A 22404-nucleotide genomic window follows, 5' to 3' on the forward strand; every position below is an offset into this window, starting at 1 on the left:
GTTTGTCTTTGGTGTAAGCCGGCTCCATTTGTTGGTCTTCAAACGACGCGATGAACTATGCAAATTCAGGACCTTTACCCAGAGGACGATCTCGACGACGAAATCGACCTACTGTTCTCAGAACTCAGCGAAGAGGCCCTCGAGTTCGAATTTGAGGTCCGCACCCTAACACATGCACAGACAGCAGGCGCGCTGACACCCATCGGGGATCTAACGATGGCGGAGGCGATGCATGCTTTCGCTGATCCCGACCAGTGGGACCTCATTCGCTCCAAGCAAGCGAACTTCGAAGCCGAGTGCGTGATCGTCATGCGTGGAGACAACGTCATCGACGGAAACCATCACCTCATGGCAGCCCATCTCTCAGGCAGAGAAGTGCATTATATCCAGCTGGAGGACGCACCCGAACCGGCGCCGTCACCGTAATGCCTACCTGCGGATACGCACTCCAACATGTTCCACATTTCTGAACTACCTTGAGATCCACTGTGCTAACGACAACCGGCGCTATCTCGCGCGGTGCGAACTCCTCCCTTGAAGCAGGCCGGCGCCAGAGATACCTCTCGGGCATGGCAGCCAAGACTTTCGTTTTGACCCCGCGCGAGGACGGCAACGTCCACTTCTCGCTGAGCTACCGAGACCCCCGGCATAGTGGTCTCGCGCGCATAAGCTGTGAACTTACAGCTGAGGAAGCTCAGAAGCTTTCACTGTTCGCAGAGGCGACCAGCCTGCACCGCTCTCTCAACGTGCCGGGACAATCTGAGCTCGACCTCGAGGGGCTTTCGCTGACCCATGATCCTGCGCGCGATGCTCTTTGGGTGGAGCGGCGTGTCGGGTTCAACAGTCAAACGACTGAGATGTCCTACGAGACGTTCCGCCAGGAGATGGTCGATATTATCGACATGAGCCTCAGCTGTGCCAAAGAGAGCAAACACGGCGAACTCTTGAATGACGTCTTGAACGCATGCCCTCGGATCGAGGCCTTGGAGTTCTCCTTGGCCCCGAACGAAGCCGACATCGTCCAGCACAGGCTCCTGGAAATGGCATTGTTGATCTTGGAACCAGAGGCCTCGCGCCGCGGGTCCAACCTCGGGCGGCTGCTGAGGAGCAAGAAGTCAGAAGACGAAGCTAAGGTCGCGGTCTATGGGATTGTCACCACGCTTGCAGATGGGCTACTGCCAAACGCAAGCGGTGAGCTGGAAACAAGAGTTGCGCGATAAGCTCACATCGCCAGAACGTGGCTGACCTCGTTCTCCCATCCCTTTTCAGGATCCCACCTACCGGGGTTTGGCCCTTCCCCGTTCATAAAGTCGATCACCGGTCCCAAGAACTCGCGGATCTCGAGCTGACATTCTTCGAAGGCGCCGGCATCGATGCCGTTCTTGCGAAGGAACGACCCCCACTGGCCCTTGAAGGCTTCCACATTTTCAGGATCGGGCTTCAAGGCCGGGATTTCGTCCAGAGTTGGGACTTTGAAGCCAAACTTGTCGCATGAGCGCTCAATGGCGGTGGCCAGGATTTCACCATCGAACTCTGACATCGTGCGGAACATCTGGATGTCGTAGAAGTCCTTCAGTCTGCTGTTCGAGCGACCGTAGTAAACCATGGCCCTGAACTTTTCAGAGATCGACGTCTCGATGGGGTACATGTTGACCTCGACATCGCCTTCCCCATCGAGCTGAGCCGGAAGCTTGGCACGCCGCAGTTCTGGGGTCACGACATTCTCAAACCCGACATCGATCAGAACCGCGAGGTTGCCAGCCTTGCCGATCGAAACGGGAAGCTTGACCTTGGCGCCGTTGATGAGGCCGCCGGCCGTGTGATCCTTTTTGATGGCGATCTTGTCGACATCGAATGCCAGTCCGTCGTCATCGTCGCCCAAATCGATCGTCGCAATCTGCCTGAGTGCTTCTGTGAGCTCTTCCTGAGAGAGGCTGCGATCGCCATCGAGGTCAACGTCTTGCGTGGGCCTCTTACACTCACCGGTGAGGGCCACCATCATCATGCCGCCCTTGAGCGCAAAAAAGTCAGACCATTCCGATCTCGCCATCCTGCGCAGAAAGCCCGTGATCGCATACTGGTCCGCCAGATAACGATACGGCATCTTTTCGGCTCTCGCCTTGTTCTTGAGCTTCTCGTTCCTGGACACCCCAAGACGACTGACAACCTTGCCCATGGAAACCTCCTAGAATTTCCATGGAGGTGCGCGGGCCGAAGCAAGATTGATGGCTCCGCTGGCACTATGCCTTTGAACCTCCACCTCAGAGGAGATGCAGACAAAGGACTAGCGAAGTGCGCGATTTTGAAAGCACCGAGGACGAGCAGATCGACTATTCAGAAGGCGAATGCGCTGCGTTTGCCATTGCGGCCGTACGAAGAGACGGCGGAGGCTTCCTTGTGGTGGAGGACGGCGAACAGGTCTTCGAGGGGGCGGAAGGTGATGACTACCGTTTCGCCGTTATCCACGTCTACGCGCTCATAGAAGGTCCCGACGGTCCTGTCGCTCGAGACATCTTCGGCGACAGGCTTGAATCAGAAGTTCTCGATCATGTCTCGGAGATCTGCTTTGTCGGTGAGCCCCTTCAAGAGTTCTTCGACACCGAAGAGCAGCTCCGCGACTACTGTATTGATGATGCCGATACGGGAACCAAACCGCTCATGGGAGTCTCCGAAGAGGACGTCTCGCGCGCTATGGAAGTGCTGGATCGAGTGTCCCCATTGCACCCGGCCGCGATACGATCTTTGAGCTAGTAGGAGCCGGAAATCATCCCGCTCAGCCATTCGCTCAGTGACTGAGCAAGAGGCCCCGCCGTCGCCAAGACAGATCGTGAGACACCGCCCTCATTCACCGTATGGTCGATCACGGCACCTATGATGATCGCGCCAGCGACCACGAAGAAGAACTGCAGCGCACGCATCAGAACAATCAGCAGAAACCCGAGGACCCCAAATGTGATGCTCGCTGAAAATGCCTTGTCTGACGTTGTCCCTGGAGCGTTTTGGTAGGCGAGATATGTTGCGTAGAGAACACCTGCCACAAGCACCCAGCCGACGATCTTAAGCACCCCCTCGACCGGCGGAAGCTGTCTATTATCACCTTTTTTGCGAATGCCAGGTCCCTCCTGCTCAGGAGGGAACCCGGTACCACCACACAAGCCGCAGACAAAATTGCCGACTTCTCCCTTGCCATCGCAGCTCGGACAAAGACCTTGTGCCATTGCATCCTCTGAAATTCACAAACTCTGAAAATGAATGGCGACGACCCTAGCCGTCGAACGCGGCTCCTGTCCAGAAATGAAAAGGCCCTGACATTGTCTGCCAGAGCCTGCTGTGCCCAATGCGCGTGGCGCCGTCACATCGCCGGTGCGGGCGCGCTTTCCTCGACCTTCTTGAATTTCAGTGTCCCAAGGCAACACGCATCCTCATCGACGTCCGTACGCAGTTCCTTGAAGACGGGCTGATAGAGAGAACCACCCTCGTAGGCATAGAGGTATTCGACCTCGACCAGGTTGCCTGCTTCGGGGAACGTCTCAGCGCCCTGCGGGATGGTCACGTTACCCACCTCGATCCAGTCGTCGCCGTCCAGCATTTCAAGGCGCACCGAAGACTTCTGACCGTTCCACGCTTTCACGCGGGCGGTACAGCTCTCGACATACTTCATCTTGCAGGCGTACGGTTGACGACCGGCCTCATAGACGCTGTCAGCTTCAACGAGCACGTAGCCCTCTGCGCCGGCTTCGCGCATGTGGGGCTCACGCGTGGCGAAGAACTCTTCTTCGGGTACCGGGACATCGACCTTGAGCGTGCTCAGCCCCGCCGTCTCCACGTAGTTCGAAAGGGCCTCAAGAACCTGCGCACGGCGTTCGAAGGTGGTCTCGCCCTTCACCACAAGCGGGTGACTGATGACGTCGAAAACGACCAGGTGCCCGCCCATATCTTCGCTGTCGAGCACAAATCCCTCAGGGAGGTCCATGGCCAGCTTCTGGACGTCTGCCAAGATCGTCTCGCGCACACCAACCTCAAGGCCCTTCCGGTTGGCAAACTGAATGCCCTCCGGCCCCGACAAGATCCCACGGCGCTCGCCGTCGTGCTTTTGCTGCGCAAGTCGCTTGCCGCCACGAGCGATCGCTTCCTCGTGGGAGATCGCGGTGAGAAGCATCGGGTCGAAGTCAGTCTTCCGGCCTGCGTTCTCGCCACCTGCGAATGCCGCACCGGTCTGATCTTCCGTGTAGCCTTTGCTCGTCTTGGACTTGACGGTCTTGGCGTAGAGCTTCTCGGCGGCTTCGTAGTCCATGCCACCCTTCGACTTTTCTGCCGACTTCAGAGCTTTCCCCCGCCGCCCGTTTTGCGCATAGACGTGCCAGCCGTCAGCCTCTTTGGTGAGCTGGACACGATACTCCTTATCCGAGCTTCCCTGCGTAAAGAACAGCGCGATCGATTTCTCTTCCATAATTGTCTCCTCAGTATGCAAATAGAATAGCGAACAAAGGTAGAACACTCAAGGGAAAGCAGGCGCCCAGTCCTCCTCGGCGCCGACAGTCCCAACGTTCTTCTGACTATTCTTAATGATAATGTCGAAGGGTTCTCTGACCCCGAACTGCTCAGCCATCGCCATTAGCCTGGCTGGGTTTGACTCCGGGCTCTGAAAATAGGATGCGACCGCTTCTGTAACTGATTCCTCGTCGATCAAAAGCCCTCCACGGTCTCCCGCCAGAGGGCAATATCTCATGAGGTCAACCAGGGTTCTTTCTTTGTCGGTGACCCGCACCTCGATGCCTTTGAATTTGACTGTCCGCTCGATACCAATGTCGACGGCTTCCTCAGCCCGCCAGCGAATGAACTGTAGGAGTTCCCGGTCCCCCTTGAGCGCTCCTCTTGTGTGAGGAACTCCAACTTGGATGTAGGGGACCATATCGATACTGAAGTCATGCCATTGTGCGGCTGAATACAGGCAAATCACCGACTTGTCGCCACCCGCGATGCAAGCTCTCGCGAAATCTTCCAACATATCATCGGTGTCGTGGTCAGACAGGCGCTTGGTTACGTACTCCTCGTCTAGGAAAAACCTGCCGCGTCCGATCTCATGCACATAGCCACTTTCTCGTAACCGCGAGACAACCCTCCTGTTGACCCCCTTAGCCGCCAGTTCACGAGAAGTGTACACCTTCCCGTCTGCCATGACTTCCATTCCTGCGCGCATCTTGGGGCCCATCACTTCCTCATGTCTTCCTCTTGATCCACAGATAATCAATGGACAGCAAGAAAGTGCGGCATGCCAAACTGGAACAAATTTGATCATGTTTTAAGAAAAAATTGGTTGCTTCTTGCGAAAGGTGGTATTTTAAAAATCATCTTCTTGCGCATGTTGATTAGGAGGCCGCACCCAAGGAGAGAGGCAGATGCTAGTGCAGAAGGGGCATGTGCCACGGAGGGAGACTATGTCCAAGTCAGTCAAACTGCGTAAGATGATGCGCGAAGAAATCGAGAAGTTGGAAGAAAAGATCACGGATCGTGTTTCCAGGTTGGAGGAACTGTCTGCCAACGGAGCTGATCACACGGATTCTGAATTCATGTCGAAGGCAGAAGCCTTTATCGGACACGCCGAAACCTACCTCGGCCGGGCCAGGACATGTTCCGCGGGAGATCCAATGTATAGCTACAAGATGTTCCGAAGACATCTGATGAGCATGACAACCGTCTTTCAGAAGATCGACGCCGCCCTTGATGACTTCTCAGCGGAGATCGATCAGCAACCGGGCATGAAAATGTGACCTGAAAGCGCTTTTGGCTGGCGAGCGAGTACAGGATCATTTATCCTTTTCAATCATCAAAGGATAACGCTATGGCCAAGCACTCTCCCGTCAGCCCCGCAGAACAGGATTACGAGGACCAGCCATCTGCTGATGAGCGCATTGAGGATGCAATCCAGGCGGCCTCTGATACTCACACGAGCTGGAAGCACCGTTGCCATGCGGTGCTTACGGCTCTGGGCGCGGACTTCGGCGATCCTGACTGGGAAATGCCCGACGACGCCCGCAAAAAGGACATGCTGATCTCCAGCCTCCTGCATGCGCTCGACGCTCAACCTGAAAATGATCTGCACTGGCCTGATGACCCGGTGACCTATTTCGCCGAGAACGGATGGCTTCCCGCCCGAGGGAAGATCGTCCCCTTCCACGCCGAGATCAGCTACAACCCAGTCTTGGGCTGTCGTTCTCTCGTTGAAGGCGACATCGAAGACCCCTGCTACGTCGAGACGCTGGAGATGGCCATGGAACATACTGAGGCCAAGTACGCCCAGCGCGTCAAAGCCGCCCTCTCGGAGCGCCTCGAAGACAACGGTGGGCTGCGACGACCGCATCTGGCCTGGAGCGCGGAGAGCGAAGCAAATACGCCTATGGGCGTCTTTCGCATCTGCAGGGGAGAGCAGCCTGGCACGTTCACCTGGGAGCTCACCACCCACGAAGGGATCCAACGCAGCGCGGAAGCCTATGAATGCAAGCGCGCCGCGCGCATGCAGGCGGAGAAATATTTCTCACGGCTGATTGCCCAGTGCTTCGCGCTTGGCAGCGGACCGATCTTAAGCTGACACCAGATCGATTCTGACCTTTCGGCGGCAGGTAGTCCTCACAGGTGTTCGAGAAATCCTGAAAACTCATCGGCAGCCCCATCTCGGAGGCTGCCGCCCTATCTTCGTCGGTAGGAAAGCGAAAGCAAGACACCCGAGTGCAATCACTTTGACAGAAGGCACGGTCTCGATAGCAGATCATTTCGTTTCCTCTTTGTTTTGGAGCGCCTTCTGTGCCCGCTGCTGGCGCCGCAGATCGAAGTATTCCTTGAGGCGGATAACTGGGTCGTATTTTGGCGGGCAGAGCACGAGCATCAAGATGACTGCCACGAGCATCACGATGACTACCAACAAAACCCTTTCTAATGTTCCCATGGCGAAGAGACTCCTTGTGAGGGTGCTATAATGAGCGTCAGGGCTTTCTCTCACGTTTCATCGATTGCCATCTCATGTTTGTGCTCCGCGCTGCCTTGAGAAACTAGATGAGGTGTGGTCAATGCGCGCTGCTCAATGCCCCTTCTCCACCAACTCGACGGACACCGATGAAACACGATCGCCTTCTGCCAACCCGAACCCGGACATCTGGTAACACGGCTGAGTGCAGGACGTGCGGCCTGACATGGGATGACCGCGATGCAAAGAAAATGGCCAGCCTCCACACATCAGAAACCGGCCATCAGACGGTCTTGCAGGTCACCCACCTCATCGACGTGAAGACGAACGACTAGCCCTCAGAGGCCGGGAACGAGCTTACTCGAGACTTCCTACCGCAGAGCGCAGCGCTCGTCGCATGGGATCGTCGATCTAGTGAGAGACTCCAGAAACAAAGAAGCGGGGCCTGAGCCCCAGCCTCTTGCAGTAAATGCTGCCCCCTGTGGCTCATCTCCTTGTTGGCCCGACACCATGCCGACCGACAGCTCCCGGAAATTTCTACGGGAGATGAGAGGATGGATGACGGCTATGCGGGCTTCCTGCCGTTCGGGTTGAGCACAGCGATCGGCCCCTACGAGCCCAATGTGCTTTGTGCTGCGCGGCGCATTGATGTCTTCTATCGCGCGTGTCCAATGTCCTTCAGGCATTTCATGGGTGAACATTTCTGAACGCAGGCCTAATAGTGAAACCGTAATGCAATCTAACGACAACGGGCCTCTAGATGAAACAGACGGTGTTGACCATATTGCCCCTTCTGGTGGGGATCTTCTTCATCATGCTCGGCAATGGCATGCAATTTACCCTGGTCGGCTTGCGCGGCGACCTTGAGAGTTTTTCTGCAAGTGCGCTTGCTATCGTCACTTCGGCCTATTTCGGTGGGTTTCTGGTGGGTGCGCGCACCGCGCCGAAGATGATCCAAAGGGTCGGCCATGTCCGCGTCTTCGCTGCTGTGGGCAGTTTCCTGTCAGCAGGCCTGATCGCGTTGCCCCTTTTGGTAGACCCCATAGCTTGGACAGCAATGCGCGTCGCCATCGGGTTCTGTATGGCGGGTGTGTATGTGACGGCCGAAAGCTGGCTCAACGCAGAAGCCACCAACGAGAACCGGGGGACTATATTGTCGATCTATATGATTGTCCAAACGCTTGGCATGATCAGCGCACAGGGGGTGCTGACGCTTGGTGACGCAGGCACGGCATCGCTGTTCATCGTCGCCTCGATACTTATTTCAATCTCCTTTGGCCCAATCCTTCTGTCCGTCTCGCCAACCCCAGTCGTTGAGATGTCCCGCTCGATGGCGCTTCTGGATCTGGTCCGTGCAGCGCCCCTTGGCACGGTTGGCGTCTTTTTTCTGGGCACCCTCTTTGCGACTCAGACGGGCATGGGGCCCGTTTTTGCAGCGCAGATCGGCCTGCAAGCCCAACAAGTCTCCCTCTTCATGGCGATGCTGTTTATTGGCCCACTTCTGTTCCAGGGCCCCATCGGTTGGATTTCGGACCGGGTGGATCGACGGCGTGTCATCTTCGCCACATCCGCATGCGGCACGGGTTTTTCCCTGCTGGGTTGGAGCGTCGGCGACGATCTAGGGCTATTGTTTTGTATCGCGTTCTTGACGGGCGGTGTAACGATGCCGCTATATGCCTTACTCTTGGCCTATGCCAACGACGCCATGTCGCGCGAGGACATGCCTGCTGCCTCCGGCGCTTTGGCCCTTACGTTCGGGTTTGGCGCAATCTTTGGCCCGCTGGCAACGGGTTTTGTGATGCAGGTGTTTGGCTCCTACATGTTTTGGATCACCTTGGCGGCAATCTTTCTAGCGATTGCAGTTTTTGCCTTGTACCGGATGACCCAAAGAGCGGTGCGGTCGCCGGCCGAGACCGACAGTTACCTGAGTGTTGTGCCGACGGGATCGCAAGTCGCTGCAGAGGCAGCAGGAGCATGGTCAGCGGATCAGTCCGAAAACGGCAATTCGGATTGAAGCCATTATGGAGGGAACGTTTCGCGGGCAATTCTGCTCATGCGGTGCAGCTGGTCGTCTATTTCCCCTTTCACCAAAGCGGAACACATATGACCCACGACCAAAGGCGGCAAAGCCCCGCATAGCGGTGGTCCAACAACTTTGGGATGAAGGGCCGGTTCACCGGGTTGGGCGACTCGAGACGACGGTCGCGTTAGGGCAGGCATCAGCCCTATGCGCATCCAGCAACTCGCGACTTGGTAGGTGCAAGGCCGGGCTCGAAGCCGTCATTTCGCTTCGAGCCCGCTTCGGTCATCCGAGCACAATTTACTACAAAGTAGCTGGGCCTGAGCCCCGCTTTGTCTTCGTTACGTCTTTCTGTGCTTTCTATCCAGCTTGCGGCCTACGTGCCGAACCCAGAGCAGCGCTCCGTAACCCAAGGTAAGAAGGAGGAGCGGGACGACCACATCGAACGTTAGCAGCCCTTGAAGCATTTCAATCTTCGGCCTCCTTTCTGATCTCAAAGAGAATATAGCGCGCGAAGAGGTGCATTGCGAGACAGATTGGCGGCCACATCAGGTATGGGCCTCGATCTTACCGCCATTGTCAGCCATCGGCCGGATGACCGCGACGCCCTCAGGGCCCGGGAACGTAGTCCATGCCGGTGTCTACGTCTGGTTCGGTCGCCGGATAGCTTTCCTGCAGATATGCAATGACGTCATCGAGCGTTGCGGGGTCACGGTCGTCGATCTCCTCGATCATCGTGTGCTCTCGAAGAGTGAGCGGGTATGTGATCTTCACGGTCGCGTCGAAGCAGGTAGCGTCATGTGCGCCATCAGACTCGATAAGATTTTCAGGATCTTCCAGATCTGGCTTGCGGTGGATGACATCGATCACGAGGTTCGAGAACTCCTCCATCCGATAGTATCCTGGCATGCCGGCTCCGAGGTGACCCATCATGCTTTGGCGGGGAACTCGCTTTCCGTCTAGTAGAGTTTCCGCTTCTTGTTTGGTGAACCAGCACTCCGCTGTCGGATACGTGCGCTCACAATCGCGCTTCACCGAGTAGTAGCCGCCCTCCTGCCCCACTAAGACGTAGGTCGGCCCGTTAAGACGGATGTCCTCGTAGTGCTTTCCCCAGGTGACATCCAACGCCTTTCCCTTCAGTTCGAGGATGCTGTTGAGCATGAACCGCTCCCGATCGGTCCAGAGGTCTGGAACCTCGGCGGCGCTGACATCCACTCCTGACCCATCGAACTCAATTTTCAGGAAGTTCCCATCAGAGCCCCGCGGCGCCCAACAATAAGTATAGCCCCTCATGGTCCAAGGCCCTTCTGAGTGTTACTTGGGTGCAATCTGGGGGGCACAGCTCGGCAGGTCTATGACCCACTTGGCGCCTGGATATGAGCGCGCTACTACGTCCTGGATGTTTTCAGTTTCCTCGGGAAGGTAAGGACTATACCTCCGAATTTCCTTCAGCTTGCCTTGGCGAACCTCGTGATGTATGCGCGCGCCCACAACGACATCAACTTGGCCTCCTGCTTCGAACTGGTCTCTCTCGACCGGATCTTCGGTACCAGGCGAGAAAACATTGACCTCGAGTGTGGTGTGTAGACACGGCTCGAAGTGATCCGTAACGGACCTCGAGACTTTGGAAATATGGCATCCATCGACTTGCTCTGAGACGACTTTCTGCAAGGCTGGTATCAAGCGCTGCCACCCCGGCGAAATACCTCGCGCATGTTCCGCCAGGTCCCACTCATTGAAAAGGGACGATGCCCGAACTTCAGGGAAGAAGCCCATTCTGTCCGTGTCGTAGTAGCCGCCTGGACCCTTGAATACGTAAGTATCTCCATTGAGCATTGGGTGCTCATGAAACTGGCTCCATGAGAGCCCATAGTTTGTTCCGTACTCATACGCTAACGCTTTCACGAGATGGGCCTCTCGCATTGTGTGAATGTCCGGCATCGTTGCCGATTCAATGACGACCCCAAAGCCGATTTCCACTCTCATTCTCACGAAATTGCCGTCACCGTCACGGGGAACATAGAATACACCCGACTCAATCATCCGAAGACCTCACCCGAACCTAGGGCCGCTGGGCTCGTCGTCGACCTCAGCGACCGGCTCCAAGACCACAGCCGCGTTCGCCCCCGGATAGGAGTTTTTCACGGACTTGGTGAACATGTCCGCATAGGCCAGCTCGAGACCTTCAGTCGTTTCGAGAACATCGCTCTCGCCTGCACGGGTCCAGTGGCCAGGCATGTAGTCCACCCGCACCGACACGTTGAACTTCGTTGCCTCCTCCATCGACGTGACCGGAAGCAACTCGCCGTCGGCATCCGGATCATCCTTCATAGGAAAGATGTCGAGCTGCAGCTTTGAGAACTGGTGCATCTGGGCGGACGCGTCGTTGGCGAAACGACTGCCCAGCGCATCGGTTGCCTCATCCTGCGTCATAATGCAGGTCTCATCGATCTCAGGAACAAAACAATCACCCGCCGGGTTGTAGAACATTCCGTCGCCATCTTCCCAAATGAACGTCGGGCCATTCAGCCGCTTATCCGAGAAGAAGCGACCGTAGGAGAACGTGGCATGGCCGCCTAGCTTGTGGACCTCCGAGTAGTCGTGCAGCACAGGTTCATTGCCCACGGTCCTTTGAATATTCAGAGTCTCCTCATCATTCCCAGGAGACACCTTGTAGTAGTGCCCATTTTCGTCCCTCACGACGTAGTTCTGATCCTTCTGGCCGCTCGGGCGCTTCGCTGGTTCCAGCATGGAATTCTCCTTCAGTTTCGTCATTAAAATGTGGTGGGTGACGCAAGTCACCCGGCGAGGTAACGCTCCGCCTCGAGCGCGGCCATGCAGCCCATGCCAGCCGATGTGATCGCCTGCCGATATTGGTGATCGGTCACGTCTCCGGCCGCAAATAGACCCGGGACGGACGTCGCCGTGCTGCCGGGCTTTGTGACGACATAGCCACCGTGATGGGTCTCTACATCTTCAGAGACAAGCTCGCTCGCCGGCAGGTGCCCGATCGCGATGAACACAGCGCTTGCTGCAATTTCGGAGACTTCACCTGTCCTCGAGCTTCGGAGCCTTACACCTTCGACGGCGCCCTCCCCCACGATCTCATCGGTCTCGTGGTTCCAGATGACTTCGATCTCTGGCGTTTTGAACAGGCGCTCCTGCAGAACCTTTTCCGCTTTCAGGGCGTCCCCACGGTTCACGAGGGTCACCTTCGACGCGATGCTCGACATGTAGAGCGCCTCTTCGACCGCGGTATTGCCACCGCCAACGACGACGACGTCCTGATCTCTGAAAAAGAAGCCGTCGCAGGTTGCACAGGCCGAGACACCGTATCCCTTCAGCCTTTCTTCGCTCGGCAGCCCCAGCCAGCGCGCGCGGGTTCCCGTGGCAAGGATGATTGCATCCGCTTCGTAGACACTGCCGCTGGCGCCCAGCGCTTGGAATGGACGCTCACCAAGCTCGAGGCTTTCGATGCGATCCGTGATGATCTCGGTTCCCATGGCTTCTGCGTGTGCTCTCATGTCTTCCATCATCTCAGGCCCCTGAGCTGTGAGCAGCCCTGGCCAGTTCTCGACGTCGGTGGTGGTCGTCAGTTGCCCGCCGGGATGATCCCCTTCGACCAGGACAGGCTCCAGCATGGCTCGGCCAGCGTAGACGGCAGCGGTGTAACCAGCGGGCCCCGATCCAATGATCAGGACGCGGGTCTTCTTGTTGGTATCGGTCATGTGATCTCCAAAAATGTTCTCAGGAGACCTACCGATCGATAGTTAAGGGGACGCTTGCGCGGGCGCTGCGTTAGCCTCCTGTGTGCGCTGGTACGGGCTCTTCACCCGTTTCACGCCCGGATAGGTCTCCGCCACGAACCGAACGGCGGCCGGCCACTTGTCCATAGTGCGATTTGACTCCTCATGGAGGATCTGCAGCGGAAGACCAAAATCAGGATATTCCACGTAGACGGCCAGTGCATAGTATTTGGCCTCTGACATGTCACAGAAGTCGCCATCTGCCGTGAAGAAATCGATCTGCATGGAGAGCTTGGAAAACTGACTGATGTCGACCTCGTCCGGATCCTGCTCCGTAGCCTCCTCGACGATATTCTTGTCTGGCAGCTGCTCAATTGCCGCCCTCGCAGCGCCCTCAGATGAAAAGAGAGCGTCAGGCGAATATCCTTCCTGCCATTTTTTGGTGGCCGGATTGAAGACCAGGCCGAGCCCGTTCATGGCCACGTAAGTTGGCCCGTTCTCGCGCGGGTCTTCGTGGTGTTGAGCAAAGAAGAAGTCGCCCTTGGATGTGTCGTAGCCGCCCGCCCGATGGGCCTTAATCAGTTGCGGCTCATCGCGCCATGCCGTCGGCACTTGCGCACCCGGCTCGCCCACGTAGACAAACTTGCCGCTCGAGCTCCTCGGCGCCACCATCCCCGAGTTCTTGGACTGGTCAATTGGTTCGATATCCACTTCTCTGCTTCCTCTTCTTGAAATCTTATCCAATACCCGGCACAGGCATCGGCTCAGGCGCAACTTCCTGAAATTTGCAGACGTACTCAGGGAAGGGTTTTGCTGCCTCGCGCATGACCTGAGAAAGGTCGTCGACCGGAATGCCCGTAGTTTCAGAGACCACCTCGTCTGGAAGCCCCTCCTCCTCATATCGAACGGCGATCCGCAGGGTTGCTGTCTCAGCCTCTGAGATATTCGTCACGGCTTCTCCCCCATCATTTTCAAGGATCACCTCTCCGATCAGGGTCGAGAACAGCTCTGCTTTGGCCGTTCCCTTGTCCATGCAACGCTTGAGTTCATCCCGGGTCGAGTAGACCTGCTGCAGACCTTCACCTGTGAGAAGGCAGCGTCCCGGGAAGACGCCGTACATCCCAAAGGTATCGTTAAGAGGATCATAGAGCCGGTGTTGCCTATCTTTGATCGCGAAGGTCGCGCCATTTAGCCGAGGGTCTTTGTGACGCACCTGCCAGTCATATTCATCTTCTCCGACCATCGCGAGCGTATCTTCCGACAGGATGATCGCGTCAGCACTATAGGCCGTGACCAACTGGCCATTCTCACCGAAGCCGAAACTGACATATTGCCCGGTCACCTTGTCCTTCGCGGTGTAGGTGAGCTCGTCTGTATCGAAGTCAAATTCAGAGACTTTGGAGACTTTCATGATGGTGTCCTCCGGCTGCCTGTTACTTGGGGAAGCGGACGCATTTTCAAAGCGCAGGGTGTCCGAACATTGTTGGCAGCGCATCAAAGAGCGCGGAGACATCCATGCCCTCGTAGAACCCCGCGGTTGAGAGACCGTTGAGCTCCACCAGCTTGATGCCGTCGTCGGTCTCCACCATATCGATCACGAGGCTATCCTCATAACCTTCAAGATTGCGGACAACCTTTTCGACCTGCTCGAGCATTCCCTGAGGCATGCGCTGGGCGCTGGGTTCCATATCCCTCCAGCTATAGGGCGCCCAGGTCACCACCTTTCCGGCGACGACCCAGAAGCGCCATTCGATGTTCGAGATCTCTTTGATCGGGAAGACCACGCAGATTTCGCCAGGCTCGATGGACTCCAGGCTTTCATAGCTGTTGATGTTGTACTCGTACCCTTCCCACGTTGTAGGGAACCCGGCGAAGGGCTTCCACGGGCTGTTCGGCCGAATGAAGACCCCGCTGTCCCCGAAGGACCCGCGCAGGCAAGAGATCGCATCCTCGGTCTTCAGATGCTGCCAAGGAAAGAGAATGCCGAAGGGGTTCAGCAACACGTCATTTGGAAGGACCGCAGCGTAGTTGCTCCACGTCAGCTTCCACTTCGAAGCGATGATGCCTCTCTCGAGAGTCTGCAGCTTCAGATGCGGCGCCTGCATGGCCAGTCTGATCGCGGTCAGGCACACGACGGGTTCGCCCTTGCCAAGGACACTCTTGAACAAGGTCCTCTCGATCTCTTGGGTGGAATCCTGAAAATGCATGGGATCGAGTTTGTGGGACTGCCAGCCCCTCTCCGCGCAAAGGTTCTCGACCGGGTGCCCCCGAACGATCGCATCCTGATAAACGATATGCATGACGTAGACTTTCTGAAATTTAATGGATAGATAGCAACATCTTACCGAGAATTCAAAGAAAAAGCCGCGCCGGCAGAACACCGATCGCGACTTCCCATGTCGAATAGCTGGAGATCAGAGCGACGGAACCGGCCGCGTATCCTTGAACTTCATCGCCCACTTTGCGGTCTTCCCTGTCAGGATAGTCTGAAATTGTCCAAGCTGCAGCGAGGGCTCATCAGCCTTGGCGGTCGCGAGCAGTCCATTTACGACCTCCTCTAGCGTCGTCGAAAAGCCTGTCAGAACGTCAAAAGAGTCGTCAAAGGACCCATTTTGGACGTCGATAGGCAGCTTCGAGACAAAGAGCGCGGCCGAAGCAACGGCATGCTCCGCCTCTTGCCACGACGCAGGGTTGATGTCTGCAAACCCAGAAAGGTCGAAAGCTCGCATCTCTGCATACGTTCTGTCCTCAGAGGCTGGAAACGCCGTCCAGACGAGATCGGCCATGCAGATTAGAACATCGGCGACCTCACCGACCACACCGTCCACATCGGGCTCTTTCGGGCAGTACCCGGTCTGGATATTCACCTCTTCTGCCAACTCGCCAAGCTCTGCAAGCGTGGCAAGAGCGACGTTTGACACCGACCGGGCTGGCACGAAGCGAGAAACCCAATTGGTCGTGTGGGCAAGGTTGGTTTCGGGCGGGGGCGACATTCTCGTTCCTTTCAGGTTCGCTCAATATAAAAGGGCCGCCGGTTTGTCCGTAGCGGCCCTTTTTGTCTTTTGACAGAAGGCTTACATCGCCATGGCCGGCGCGGCTTCCATCTCCTTGATCTTTTCTTCGACGTCGTTGCTCATCGCCCGCGGCGTGTCATCCGACATCTTCGCACCTTCCTCATGGACGATCTGAGCAACCATTTCGACGGCCTCCTGATAGTCATTGGACGTCTGGGTGGTGGGGCCAGTGGTGATCTCGTAGATCTCGGCGTGCTGGATTTCATCGATCGGGACCGGGTCGCCACGGAAGTTGGTGATAAGGCCACGCGCAGAAACAGTTTTCATGTCTGAGTTTCCATCAGTTATTTGTTTGCCATGAAGTCGGCCTATCCTTCTGGGCCGCCGACCGCTCTACTGCTCGTCTATCGAACAGATAGGATAGATGCAACTATTCTTTGCCGCTATTCTACAATTTTCTAGATTGCTACAAACTCGCAAGGGAGTAAGAGTTTTAGCAACACAGCACCCCATCCCCTGAATGAACTGCCCGCGGCGTCCTTCTGGGACACCACGGGCCAAAGACTCTGAAAAATGTTTAGAGCAGTTAGTGGGCGCCCATCCCCATTGCGGGGGAACTTACCGACGGCCTCGACTTCATGCTCAGCCGCGGACGCTTCGGAGGTGTGGACATCACCGGCTTCGGCTTGGGCTCCTCCTTTGGCTCAAGGCCGAAATCGGCTCGCAGACCGGCCATCAACCCGGTTTTGCGCAGGTTGGACTTCGTCTTGCGGATCGCCAGCTTGAGAGCACTCTTTTGCCCGATGAAATGGACCTCCCCCTTGGGGCGGGTCTCACCGGTATAGACAAGACAGCGCTCGAGCATAAACGAATGATCCTGCGTGGTCAGCAGCATCGCTACCGGCGCTTCAGACCCCTGAACCTTGTGAATGGTCGACGCCCACGCATGAGACAGTTCCGAGAAGGAGTCGTCCTTGTACTCGGTCAGTGTATCCCGATCCGGATACTTGATCCAAATCCGGTTTGCTGACTTGGCACCGGGCTCCACTGCAGCGATCTCACCGATCTCGCCGTTGAAAACTCCCTTCTCGTAGCAGTTCCGCAGCTGCATGACGCGGTCACCGACGCTCCACGTATGGCGGCTGGTGACCAGCGTGTGCTTGATGTCCTCTGGTTGAGCCGGGTTGAGATATTCCTTGATGATCTCGTTGAGCCTAGTCGATCCCACATCCCCTTTCCGCTGGGGAGACAGAACCATCACATCATTCGGATCCTCGATGCCATGCTCGGGAAGCCTCTTGTAGAGATCGATGATCCGCTCGTAGATGTCATCGGGCTTCTCTGCATCCCAGAAGAAGGTATCTCGGTCATTGAATTCCGGCATTTCGCCCGCGAGGATCGCGTGCGCCGCAGTGATGATGCCGCTTTTTTCTGCCTGACGGTGCACGACCTCAAGCCTCGACGTTGGAATGACCTCGCTCGCAATAAGGTCGGCCAAAACCTGGCCCTGGCCGACACTCGGGAGCTGATTGTCGTCGCCAACGATGATTAGACGCCCACCGTCTTTGACAGCATCCATGAGGGACCTGCAGAGGTTGGTGTCAACCATGGAGAACTCATCTGCGATGAGCGTACTCTCCTCAAGGGGGTTCACGCGGTCATGCACAAACCCTCCCTCAATGGGGTCGAACGCAAGGAGGCGGTGGATCGTCATGCCTTCTCCCCCGGTGGCCTCACCAAGCCGTTTGGCGGCTCGCCCCGTGGGTGCGGTCAGCGCCACGCTCTCCTCTGCATCCATTTTCAGAGCCTCAAGGATCACGGCCTGCGTTGTGGACTTACCAGTGCCGGGACCACCCGTGATTACAGAGACTGGGTGTTGAAGGCTGCACAGGGCCGCCTCTCGCTGCGAGGTGTCCAGCGTGATCCCCAGCTCTTCTTCGGCCTTCGAAATCCGATCGAGATAGACCGCCTCATCCACATCGCGCACCCGCGTGTTCGCCATCAAGCGCTCGACGTTGCTACGAATTTGCCCTTCGTCGTAAGCCAAAACCGAATGCGCAATGCGCTCTGTCCGGGGATCGCGAGCAAGGAGGCCGAATTCCTTTTCGAGAGCCGCGTCGATCGCTTGCTGCACTTTGCTGCGATCGTTGAAACCAAGATAGCGAGCCTTGCTCAAAATGTAGTTTTCTTTGACCTGGGTATGCCCTTCGTTGGACAGTTCAACCATCATGATGTGATCGAGCAACGCCTCGTAGCGCTTTTCAGACTCCATGTCTGCGCCCAAGCTTTCAGCGATGTTGTCCATGGTCTTGAAGCCAACGCCGCGAACGGATTTCGCAATGTCCCAGGGGTCTTCCTGCAGCTTCTCGCTGAACCGGAGGCTCACGATCGCGAGCGCAGTGGCCTTAACTTCATCCGGCGGAATGATTGTCTTCGGAGCACCGCTCGTATTTGCCATCGCGCATGCACTTACCGCGTTCGGCGTGACTTTCGCCACAATGTCGATGGCTCAACCGGAAGGCTCTAAAAAGTCAGCTCAAAGCGCCGTACTCCGTCTCCAACAGGACAAGGAAGCCCACGAATGACGCTTGCACTCATCCTTCTTGCTGTTTCGGCGCTCTCTCTTTTGCCGCCCTGGGCCTCGGAACAGAGGAAGCGTGACCTGACAATCTCGATGACGCCGCTCCGGTGGTATCGGCCAACGCTAGAAGTCTTCAACACATCGGTGGCAATCAGAATTGGTCCCATGCACTTTGTTGCACTTAAGAGACCAGACGGCCCCTATGTGACGACGAAGAAGTTCAAGGTCTGAGTTCGCCTGAGGTGTCGCCAGGCGCCGCGAATACCGCTCTTTGTTGCACGCCTCTCACCACGTCCACGGCAGACAAATCAAGCGAGAATAGTATGGCAGAAGATTGGTACGAACGAAGGAACGAGCTACAAGCTGGTATGGTGTTCAAGGATTACGAGGGTGACCTCGTGCAGCTTGATCGAACGGTCCCCGGGGATGGTACCAAGTGGTATGTAGGGCTCTATTCAAATGGAGGCTGGGCGTGGATGGATGACACCATCGAGCCGGGTGACCTCGTTGAGCAAGTGGATGATCCTGCGCCACCACAGTCATTTTCGCCGCGCTAAAGCGTGCAGAAGGGGCCCTATTTGCAGGGCCCCTTCTGCTATCTGCTCGGACGATATCAAGCGATGCCGAAGAGCCAGTCTTCCATCTCATTCGACGCCTTGCTCAGCGAGAACCTGTTCGATGATCTCTGTATCCGAAGGGTTGTTGAGCTCCCAGAAGTCGCCTCTTTCTTCGACCTCGACGCAACGGATGGTCCCACCGTTTTCGAGGAACCGCAGCTGCTCGAGGCCTTCGAACTTCTCAAGCGGGCCCTTTTTCATGGTGAGGTAGCTCTCCAGTGCGGCTCGGCGGTACCCGTAGAGCCCGACATGGTGGAAAACCGGGAACTCAACAAACTCTGAGGGCTCGTCAGACGTGTGAGGAACGACTTCCTTCGAGAAATAGAGTGCGTCTGCAGAATTATTGAAGACGACCGTGGTGCCACCCACCCGGCCATTCTTCCGATCGTTCTGCAGCCGATAGAGGGCGTCGCCTGTGCAACGAAGTGCCGGCGTGGCCACTTGGACTGCGTCATCTTCGAACGCATCGATGAGCGCCTTACAGAAGCCAGGAGGCGTCAGCGGGGCGTCTCCCTGGAAATTCACGAAGAGATCGTACTCAGGACACTGGGAGGCCACCCAGGCACAGCGCTCGGTGCCGTTTCCGCAACTCTCGGGCGTCATGATCACCTCGGCCCCGAAAAGCGCGCACTCCCGAGCGATACGGGCATCGTCGGTAGCGACAACGACGCGGTCGACACCTTCCACCTTCATGGCAGCCTCCCAAGTGCGCTGAACTAGAGGCTTCGACTGCCCACCGACCCCTTTGATGGGAGCGAGCGGCTTGCCCGGGAAGCGAGTTGACGCATAGCGCGCCGGTATGACGATCATCGTCTTTGGCATGGTTATCTTTCCGTTGGTAAACGGCCCATCCATACGCGCCCCTGATTTCTTTCAAATTAAGCCGCGGTCACTCCTCGTCCCACGACACACTGATTTGCCACAGGGCGTAGCGGTCGTCGCCCTCAAACCGCGGGAAAGCCCTCATCGCAATGAGATGAGCGTACATATGATAGGTCTCGACAGCCTCCTCCCGTGCGACAGAAAGCTGGAAGGGCACCCTCAGCTCCACCCATTTTCGCCCCTTATCTGTCACCAGACCTTCCTTAATCTTGCGGACGTCCTCACCGGCAGTGGCCGACACATAGACCGCGCCCATGTCTCGATTGAGAAACCCTAGCTTGTCTAAAGTTGTTTCCAGTCCGCTCTGTACGTCTTTGGCTGCGACAGAAAGGTAGTAGTCATCTCCGGCACGGTCCGACATTGTCGACTCAACCCTCGCAAGGTGGCTTTCAACGTCCGGTCGCCAGAAACTGAAAACCTCCTCAAGCTCGCGTCTCCCCCAGGTCTTAGCCTCGGCCAGCTCAATGTCTCGAAGGTCGTATTCGCTTAGGACGCTATCCCCATCGGCGTCCATGGATTTGAAGAAAGGCAGAAGATCTCGGGCCCACTTGGTATGAGACAGGTCGCTTGGAAGGTTAGAGAGATCCCCGTCCAAATAAAGTTCTCGATCTGTCTGGTAGTCGGCACCGCTTAGGGACCGCACTTCTCCGCTGCCCTTTTCATAGTTCATGATCTGAGCTTCTGCTGCCATAGGCAGGAGACCCAAGGTACAAGCAAAGACCTTCTTGGCAAATTTCACGTCTATATCTTCTTTCTTCTAGTGTGTCCTCTGAAGTGGGAAAATCATCCCCGAGCGCCCGACCAACATCCTTGGTCCACTAGCCTCACTGAGTATGCGATACCCCTGGCTGGTATAGCTTTTCAGATCATCTGATGGTTTCAGGCTGCTGCCTCCTGCCCGGCTCCGTACACCTTCCTCGATCGCGAAAAGGCTCCTCAGAAACTTTGCCCCAGGCGCTGTTGCAAAGTTTCGGCCCGATACCTTCTCAATGAAAGTCGCAGCTGCCCTATCGACATGCGCTCTATCGCCATCGAAACCATTTTCCACCAATAGTCGCCGGGTCAGTTCCAGTGTCGTTTCTATGTCCACGGCGATTGAATAGAAAAGGTCGGCGTCTGATAGAACAGCACCGCCATAGACCATGTTCGGCTCGTTCTGAAAGGACTGTGGTAGCTGTCTGGGGTAGACAACGCCCTGCGTTCGCTGCCCCGCGCCAAGTTCCAGGTCGTCCACCAAACGCATGAGTGGGACACGAAGCCCAGGAAAACTCGATAGAATAATATGAAATACGAATTCACATTCGTGACTAGGGAGCCCGCACTTGCTCATGATCGTCGATGTAATATCGCCTGACCTCGCCTCTATTTCGAGGTCAGAGAACTGACTAGCTGCCTTGCCAGGGTGGTCATGATCATGGCCAAGCCCAGCCATTGCCGACAAAAGGCAAAGACGCGGGCATTCACGGAAGCGAGGGATATTCTTGGCCAAGAGTGCCGAGACCAAGGCCACCAAAAAGGCATGTTGTGGGGAGTGAAACTCGTTGTCAGCCATCGAAAGCTCAGCTCTTCGTCCGAGACTAAACAAGGCCGACGCATCTCGCGAGGAAATGTCGGGGAAGGCAACTAGAATGAGCGCGTCTAGGGCGGCGGCGACCGGTATGTTAAAAGTGCGATCAAACACGGATCGCAAAGATTTCAGCTGTTCCTCACTACCGAGGGGTGCGCTGAATATCTGCTCGACGTCCCACCTTAGCTTATCCAAAGACCCGCACCCGACATACTAACGTCAGGTATCTGCGAGAACCTTATTAAGAATACCTCAAGAGGTCATCAGGAGTTCACCAGTCGGTACCCCACCCCGCGTACGGTCTCGATAGCAAAATCACCTCGAAACGGCTCCCCCTTAAGAAGATTGCGCAACTTGAAGATGTGCTGATCAAGCGATCTATCATCATACGTCGGCTCGCGGTTGAGGATGTGACGGTAGAGGTCCTCCTTCGACACGAGGTCTCCGAACGAGCCCAGGAGGCAATCAATGATCTTAGCCTGCGTTGAGGTAAGTTTCACGCTCCCGGGCCTGCCCTTCACCGTGAAAACTCGACCGCTGTTGAGCTCCAATGGTCCGTTCCCCAGCGAGGGAACCTCCACACCTTCGTTCTTCAGTGTATGAATGACCTCCTCCAGGAGATCGCCAGGATCGAAAGGTAGATTAAGGCGTCCAACGATACGAAAATCCTCTTGCATGTCGCCTACAAAAGAAATCTCTGCGCTTAAAAGGGCCAGGACCCTTACCCTGCTGCGTGCCATTCTGAAAGCGCCGGAAAAATCCGTGATCGCCCCATCGGAAAAAGGCGGATGACAGACAAAGAGGTCTGGAAACCCACCCTTAGCAACAGCGTCTGTGGCCTCATGAATGGAAGACACACAGTCTACCCGCCAATCAGGGCGAGCAGTGCTAAGTGCCTGTGAAATCGATCTGATCATGCTGCTGTCTGTCAACGGCGGAGTAAAATTCGGCCATTGTGGCGGAGCAAAAGTCGGCCAGTTTGGGGCGAGCGCCTTGGAGCGTGCGGCCCTCATATA

Annotated in this window: 28 protein-coding genes; 9 read left to right on the plus strand and 19 right to left on the minus strand. The window is 56.4% G+C overall.

The genetic code is table 11. The features are described from left to right. Positions 1-57: 57 nt before the first annotated feature. Both ACXAJT_RS22800 and ACXAJT_RS22805 read left to right on the plus strand, forming a co-directional pair. The gene (locus tag ACXAJT_RS22800) at positions 58-426 is read left to right on the plus strand and encodes a hypothetical protein (RefSeq protein WP_475239525.1); all 369 of its coding nucleotides are present in this window, start codon (positions 58-60) and stop codon (positions 424-426) included. Positions 427-569: 143 nt separating this feature from the next. Then, positions 570-1220, plus strand: a complete 651-nt coding sequence (locus ACXAJT_RS22805; protein ID WP_475239527.1) for a hypothetical protein — start codon at positions 570-572, stop codon at positions 1218-1220. 2 nt (positions 1221-1222) lie between these two features. On the opposite strand, the gene ACXAJT_RS22810 is transcribed toward ACXAJT_RS22805, so the two are convergent. Next, complete coding sequence (locus ACXAJT_RS22810) at positions 1223-2176, minus strand: nucleotidyl transferase AbiEii/AbiGii toxin family protein (RefSeq protein WP_475239529.1); 954 nt, start codon at positions 2174-2176, stop codon at positions 1223-1225. Positions 2177-2292: 116 nt separating this feature from the next. Between ACXAJT_RS22810 and ACXAJT_RS22815 the strand changes: the two genes are divergently transcribed. After that, positions 2293-2751 (plus strand): hypothetical protein, encoded by a 459-nt coding sequence (locus ACXAJT_RS22815; RefSeq protein ID WP_475239531.1) that lies wholly within the window; start codon positions 2293-2295, stop codon positions 2749-2751. Here the strand turns inward: ACXAJT_RS22815 and ACXAJT_RS22820 are convergent. From ACXAJT_RS22820 to ACXAJT_RS22830, 3 genes are all read right to left on the minus strand, one after another. After that, on the minus strand, positions 2748-3218 hold the full coding sequence (locus tag ACXAJT_RS22820; protein ID WP_475239533.1) for a hypothetical protein: 471 nt from the start codon (positions 3216-3218) through the stop codon (positions 2748-2750). The two genes, ACXAJT_RS22815 and ACXAJT_RS22820, sit on opposite strands and share 4 nt — an antisense overlap. A 134-nt stretch (positions 3219-3352) precedes the next feature. Then, the gene (locus ACXAJT_RS22825) at positions 3353-4450 is read right to left on the minus strand and encodes a WGR domain-containing protein (protein ID WP_475239536.1); all 1098 of its coding nucleotides are present in this window, start codon (positions 4448-4450) and stop codon (positions 3353-3355) included. Between the two features lie 48 nt (positions 4451-4498). Continuing rightward, positions 4499-5212 carry a type IV toxin-antitoxin system AbiEi family antitoxin domain-containing protein gene (locus ACXAJT_RS22830; protein WP_475239539.1) on the minus strand — a complete coding sequence of 238 codons (714 nt, stop codon included), beginning with the start codon at positions 5210-5212 and terminating at the stop codon, positions 4499-4501. 226 nt (positions 5213-5438) lie between these two features. On the opposite strand from ACXAJT_RS22830, the gene ACXAJT_RS22835 reads away from it, so the two are divergent. Together ACXAJT_RS22835 and ACXAJT_RS22840 are read left to right on the plus strand one after the other, a co-directional pair. Further along, a complete protein-coding gene (locus tag ACXAJT_RS22835) occupies positions 5439-5771 on the plus strand; it encodes a hypothetical protein (RefSeq protein ID WP_475239542.1) in 333 nt (110 codons plus the stop codon). Between the two features lie 71 nt (positions 5772-5842). After that, complete coding sequence (locus tag ACXAJT_RS22840; protein WP_475239545.1) at positions 5843-6589, plus strand: hypothetical protein; 747 nt, start codon at positions 5843-5845, stop codon at positions 6587-6589. Between the two features lie 177 nt (positions 6590-6766). Here ACXAJT_RS22840 and ACXAJT_RS22845 read toward each other — a convergent pair whose 3' ends face one another. Further along, on the minus strand, positions 6767-6943 hold the full coding sequence (locus ACXAJT_RS22845; RefSeq protein ID WP_475239552.1) for a hypothetical protein: 177 nt from the start codon (positions 6941-6943) through the stop codon (positions 6767-6769). Positions 6944-7515: 572 nt separating this feature from the next. On the opposite strand from ACXAJT_RS22845, the gene ACXAJT_RS22850 reads away from it, so the two are divergent. Together ACXAJT_RS22850 and ACXAJT_RS22855 are read left to right on the plus strand one after the other, a co-directional pair. Next, positions 7516-7668, plus strand: coding sequence for a hypothetical protein (locus ACXAJT_RS22850; RefSeq protein WP_475239555.1), 153 nt, complete (start codon positions 7516-7518; stop codon positions 7666-7668). Positions 7669-7721: 53 nt separating this feature from the next. After that, positions 7722-8975: an MFS transporter gene (locus ACXAJT_RS22855; RefSeq protein WP_475239560.1), complete on the plus strand. Its 1254-nt coding sequence runs from the start codon at positions 7722-7724 to the stop codon at positions 8973-8975. A gap of 615 nt (positions 8976-9590) precedes the next feature. On the opposite strand, the gene ACXAJT_RS22860 is transcribed toward ACXAJT_RS22855, so the two are convergent. The 10 genes from ACXAJT_RS22860 to recD2 all read right to left on the minus strand — a co-directional run bounded on the left by ACXAJT_RS22860 (position 9591) and on the right by recD2 (position 18199). After that, positions 9591-10274: a hypothetical protein gene (locus ACXAJT_RS22860; protein ID WP_475239562.1), complete on the minus strand. Its 684-nt coding sequence runs from the start codon at positions 10272-10274 to the stop codon at positions 9591-9593. Positions 10275-10295: 21 nt separating this feature from the next. Continuing rightward, positions 10296-11024, minus strand: coding sequence for a hypothetical protein (locus tag ACXAJT_RS22865; RefSeq protein ID WP_475239564.1), 729 nt, complete (start codon positions 11022-11024; stop codon positions 10296-10298). Positions 11025-11033: 9 nt separating this feature from the next. Beyond that, positions 11034-11732, minus strand: coding sequence for a hypothetical protein (locus tag ACXAJT_RS22870; RefSeq protein ID WP_475239566.1), 699 nt, complete (start codon positions 11730-11732; stop codon positions 11034-11036). 47 nt (positions 11733-11779) lie between these two features. Continuing rightward, positions 11780-12709 carry a thioredoxin-disulfide reductase gene (trxB, locus tag ACXAJT_RS22875; RefSeq protein WP_475239569.1) on the minus strand — a complete coding sequence of 310 codons (930 nt, stop codon included), beginning with the start codon at positions 12707-12709 and terminating at the stop codon, positions 11780-11782. A gap of 42 nt (positions 12710-12751) precedes the next feature. Beyond that, on the minus strand, positions 12752-13438 hold the full coding sequence (locus tag ACXAJT_RS22880) for a hypothetical protein (RefSeq protein WP_475239572.1): 687 nt from the start codon (positions 13436-13438) through the stop codon (positions 12752-12754). Positions 13439-13463: 25 nt separating this feature from the next. After that, positions 13464-14138 carry a hypothetical protein gene (locus tag ACXAJT_RS22885; RefSeq protein ID WP_475239576.1) on the minus strand — a complete coding sequence of 225 codons (675 nt, stop codon included), beginning with the start codon at positions 14136-14138 and terminating at the stop codon, positions 13464-13466. 46 nt (positions 14139-14184) lie between these two features. Further along, complete coding sequence (locus ACXAJT_RS22890; protein WP_475239579.1) at positions 14185-15027, minus strand: ATP-grasp domain-containing protein; 843 nt, start codon at positions 15025-15027, stop codon at positions 14185-14187. Positions 15028-15141: 114 nt separating this feature from the next. Next, positions 15142-15720: a hypothetical protein gene (locus ACXAJT_RS22895; RefSeq protein ID WP_475239582.1), complete on the minus strand. Its 579-nt coding sequence runs from the start codon at positions 15718-15720 to the stop codon at positions 15142-15144. An 81-nt stretch (positions 15721-15801) separates the two neighbouring features. Continuing rightward, on the minus strand, positions 15802-16068 hold the full coding sequence (locus tag ACXAJT_RS22900) for a hypothetical protein (RefSeq protein WP_475239587.1): 267 nt from the start codon (positions 16066-16068) through the stop codon (positions 15802-15804). Between the two features lie 259 nt (positions 16069-16327). Then, a complete protein-coding gene (gene recD2, locus ACXAJT_RS22905; protein WP_475239595.1) occupies positions 16328-18199 on the minus strand; it encodes an SF1B family DNA helicase RecD2 in 1872 nt (623 codons plus the stop codon). Positions 18200-18322: 123 nt separating this feature from the next. Between recD2 and ACXAJT_RS22910 the strand changes: the two genes are divergently transcribed. Both ACXAJT_RS22910 and ACXAJT_RS22915 read left to right on the plus strand, forming a co-directional pair. Further along, entirely contained in the window at positions 18323-18553 is a 231-nt protein-coding gene (locus ACXAJT_RS22910) for a hypothetical protein (RefSeq protein WP_475239598.1), read from the plus strand. Positions 18554-18645: 92 nt separating this feature from the next. Beyond that, positions 18646-18879 (plus strand): hypothetical protein, encoded by a 234-nt coding sequence (locus ACXAJT_RS22915; RefSeq protein WP_475239601.1) that lies wholly within the window; start codon positions 18646-18648, stop codon positions 18877-18879. Between the two features lie 87 nt (positions 18880-18966). On the opposite strand, the gene ACXAJT_RS22920 is transcribed toward ACXAJT_RS22915, so the two are convergent. From ACXAJT_RS22920 to ACXAJT_RS22935, 4 genes are all read right to left on the minus strand, one after another. Next, positions 18967-19761, minus strand: a complete 795-nt coding sequence (locus ACXAJT_RS22920) for a 3-deoxy-manno-octulosonate cytidylyltransferase family protein (protein WP_475239604.1) — start codon at positions 19759-19761, stop codon at positions 18967-18969. A 67-nt stretch (positions 19762-19828) separates the two neighbouring features. After that, entirely contained in the window at positions 19829-20560 is a 732-nt protein-coding gene (locus tag ACXAJT_RS22925) for a hypothetical protein (protein WP_475239607.1), read from the minus strand. An 18-nt stretch (positions 20561-20578) separates the two neighbouring features. Next, complete coding sequence (locus ACXAJT_RS22930) at positions 20579-21373, minus strand: hypothetical protein (RefSeq protein WP_475239609.1); 795 nt, start codon at positions 21371-21373, stop codon at positions 20579-20581. Positions 21374-21651: 278 nt separating this feature from the next. Next, on the minus strand, positions 21652-22404 hold a 753-nt coding region (locus ACXAJT_RS22935), incomplete at its 5' end, for a winged helix-turn-helix domain-containing protein (protein ID WP_475239613.1).

The sequence above is a fragment of the Salipiger sp. ABF4_146 genome (assembly GCF_056161345.1).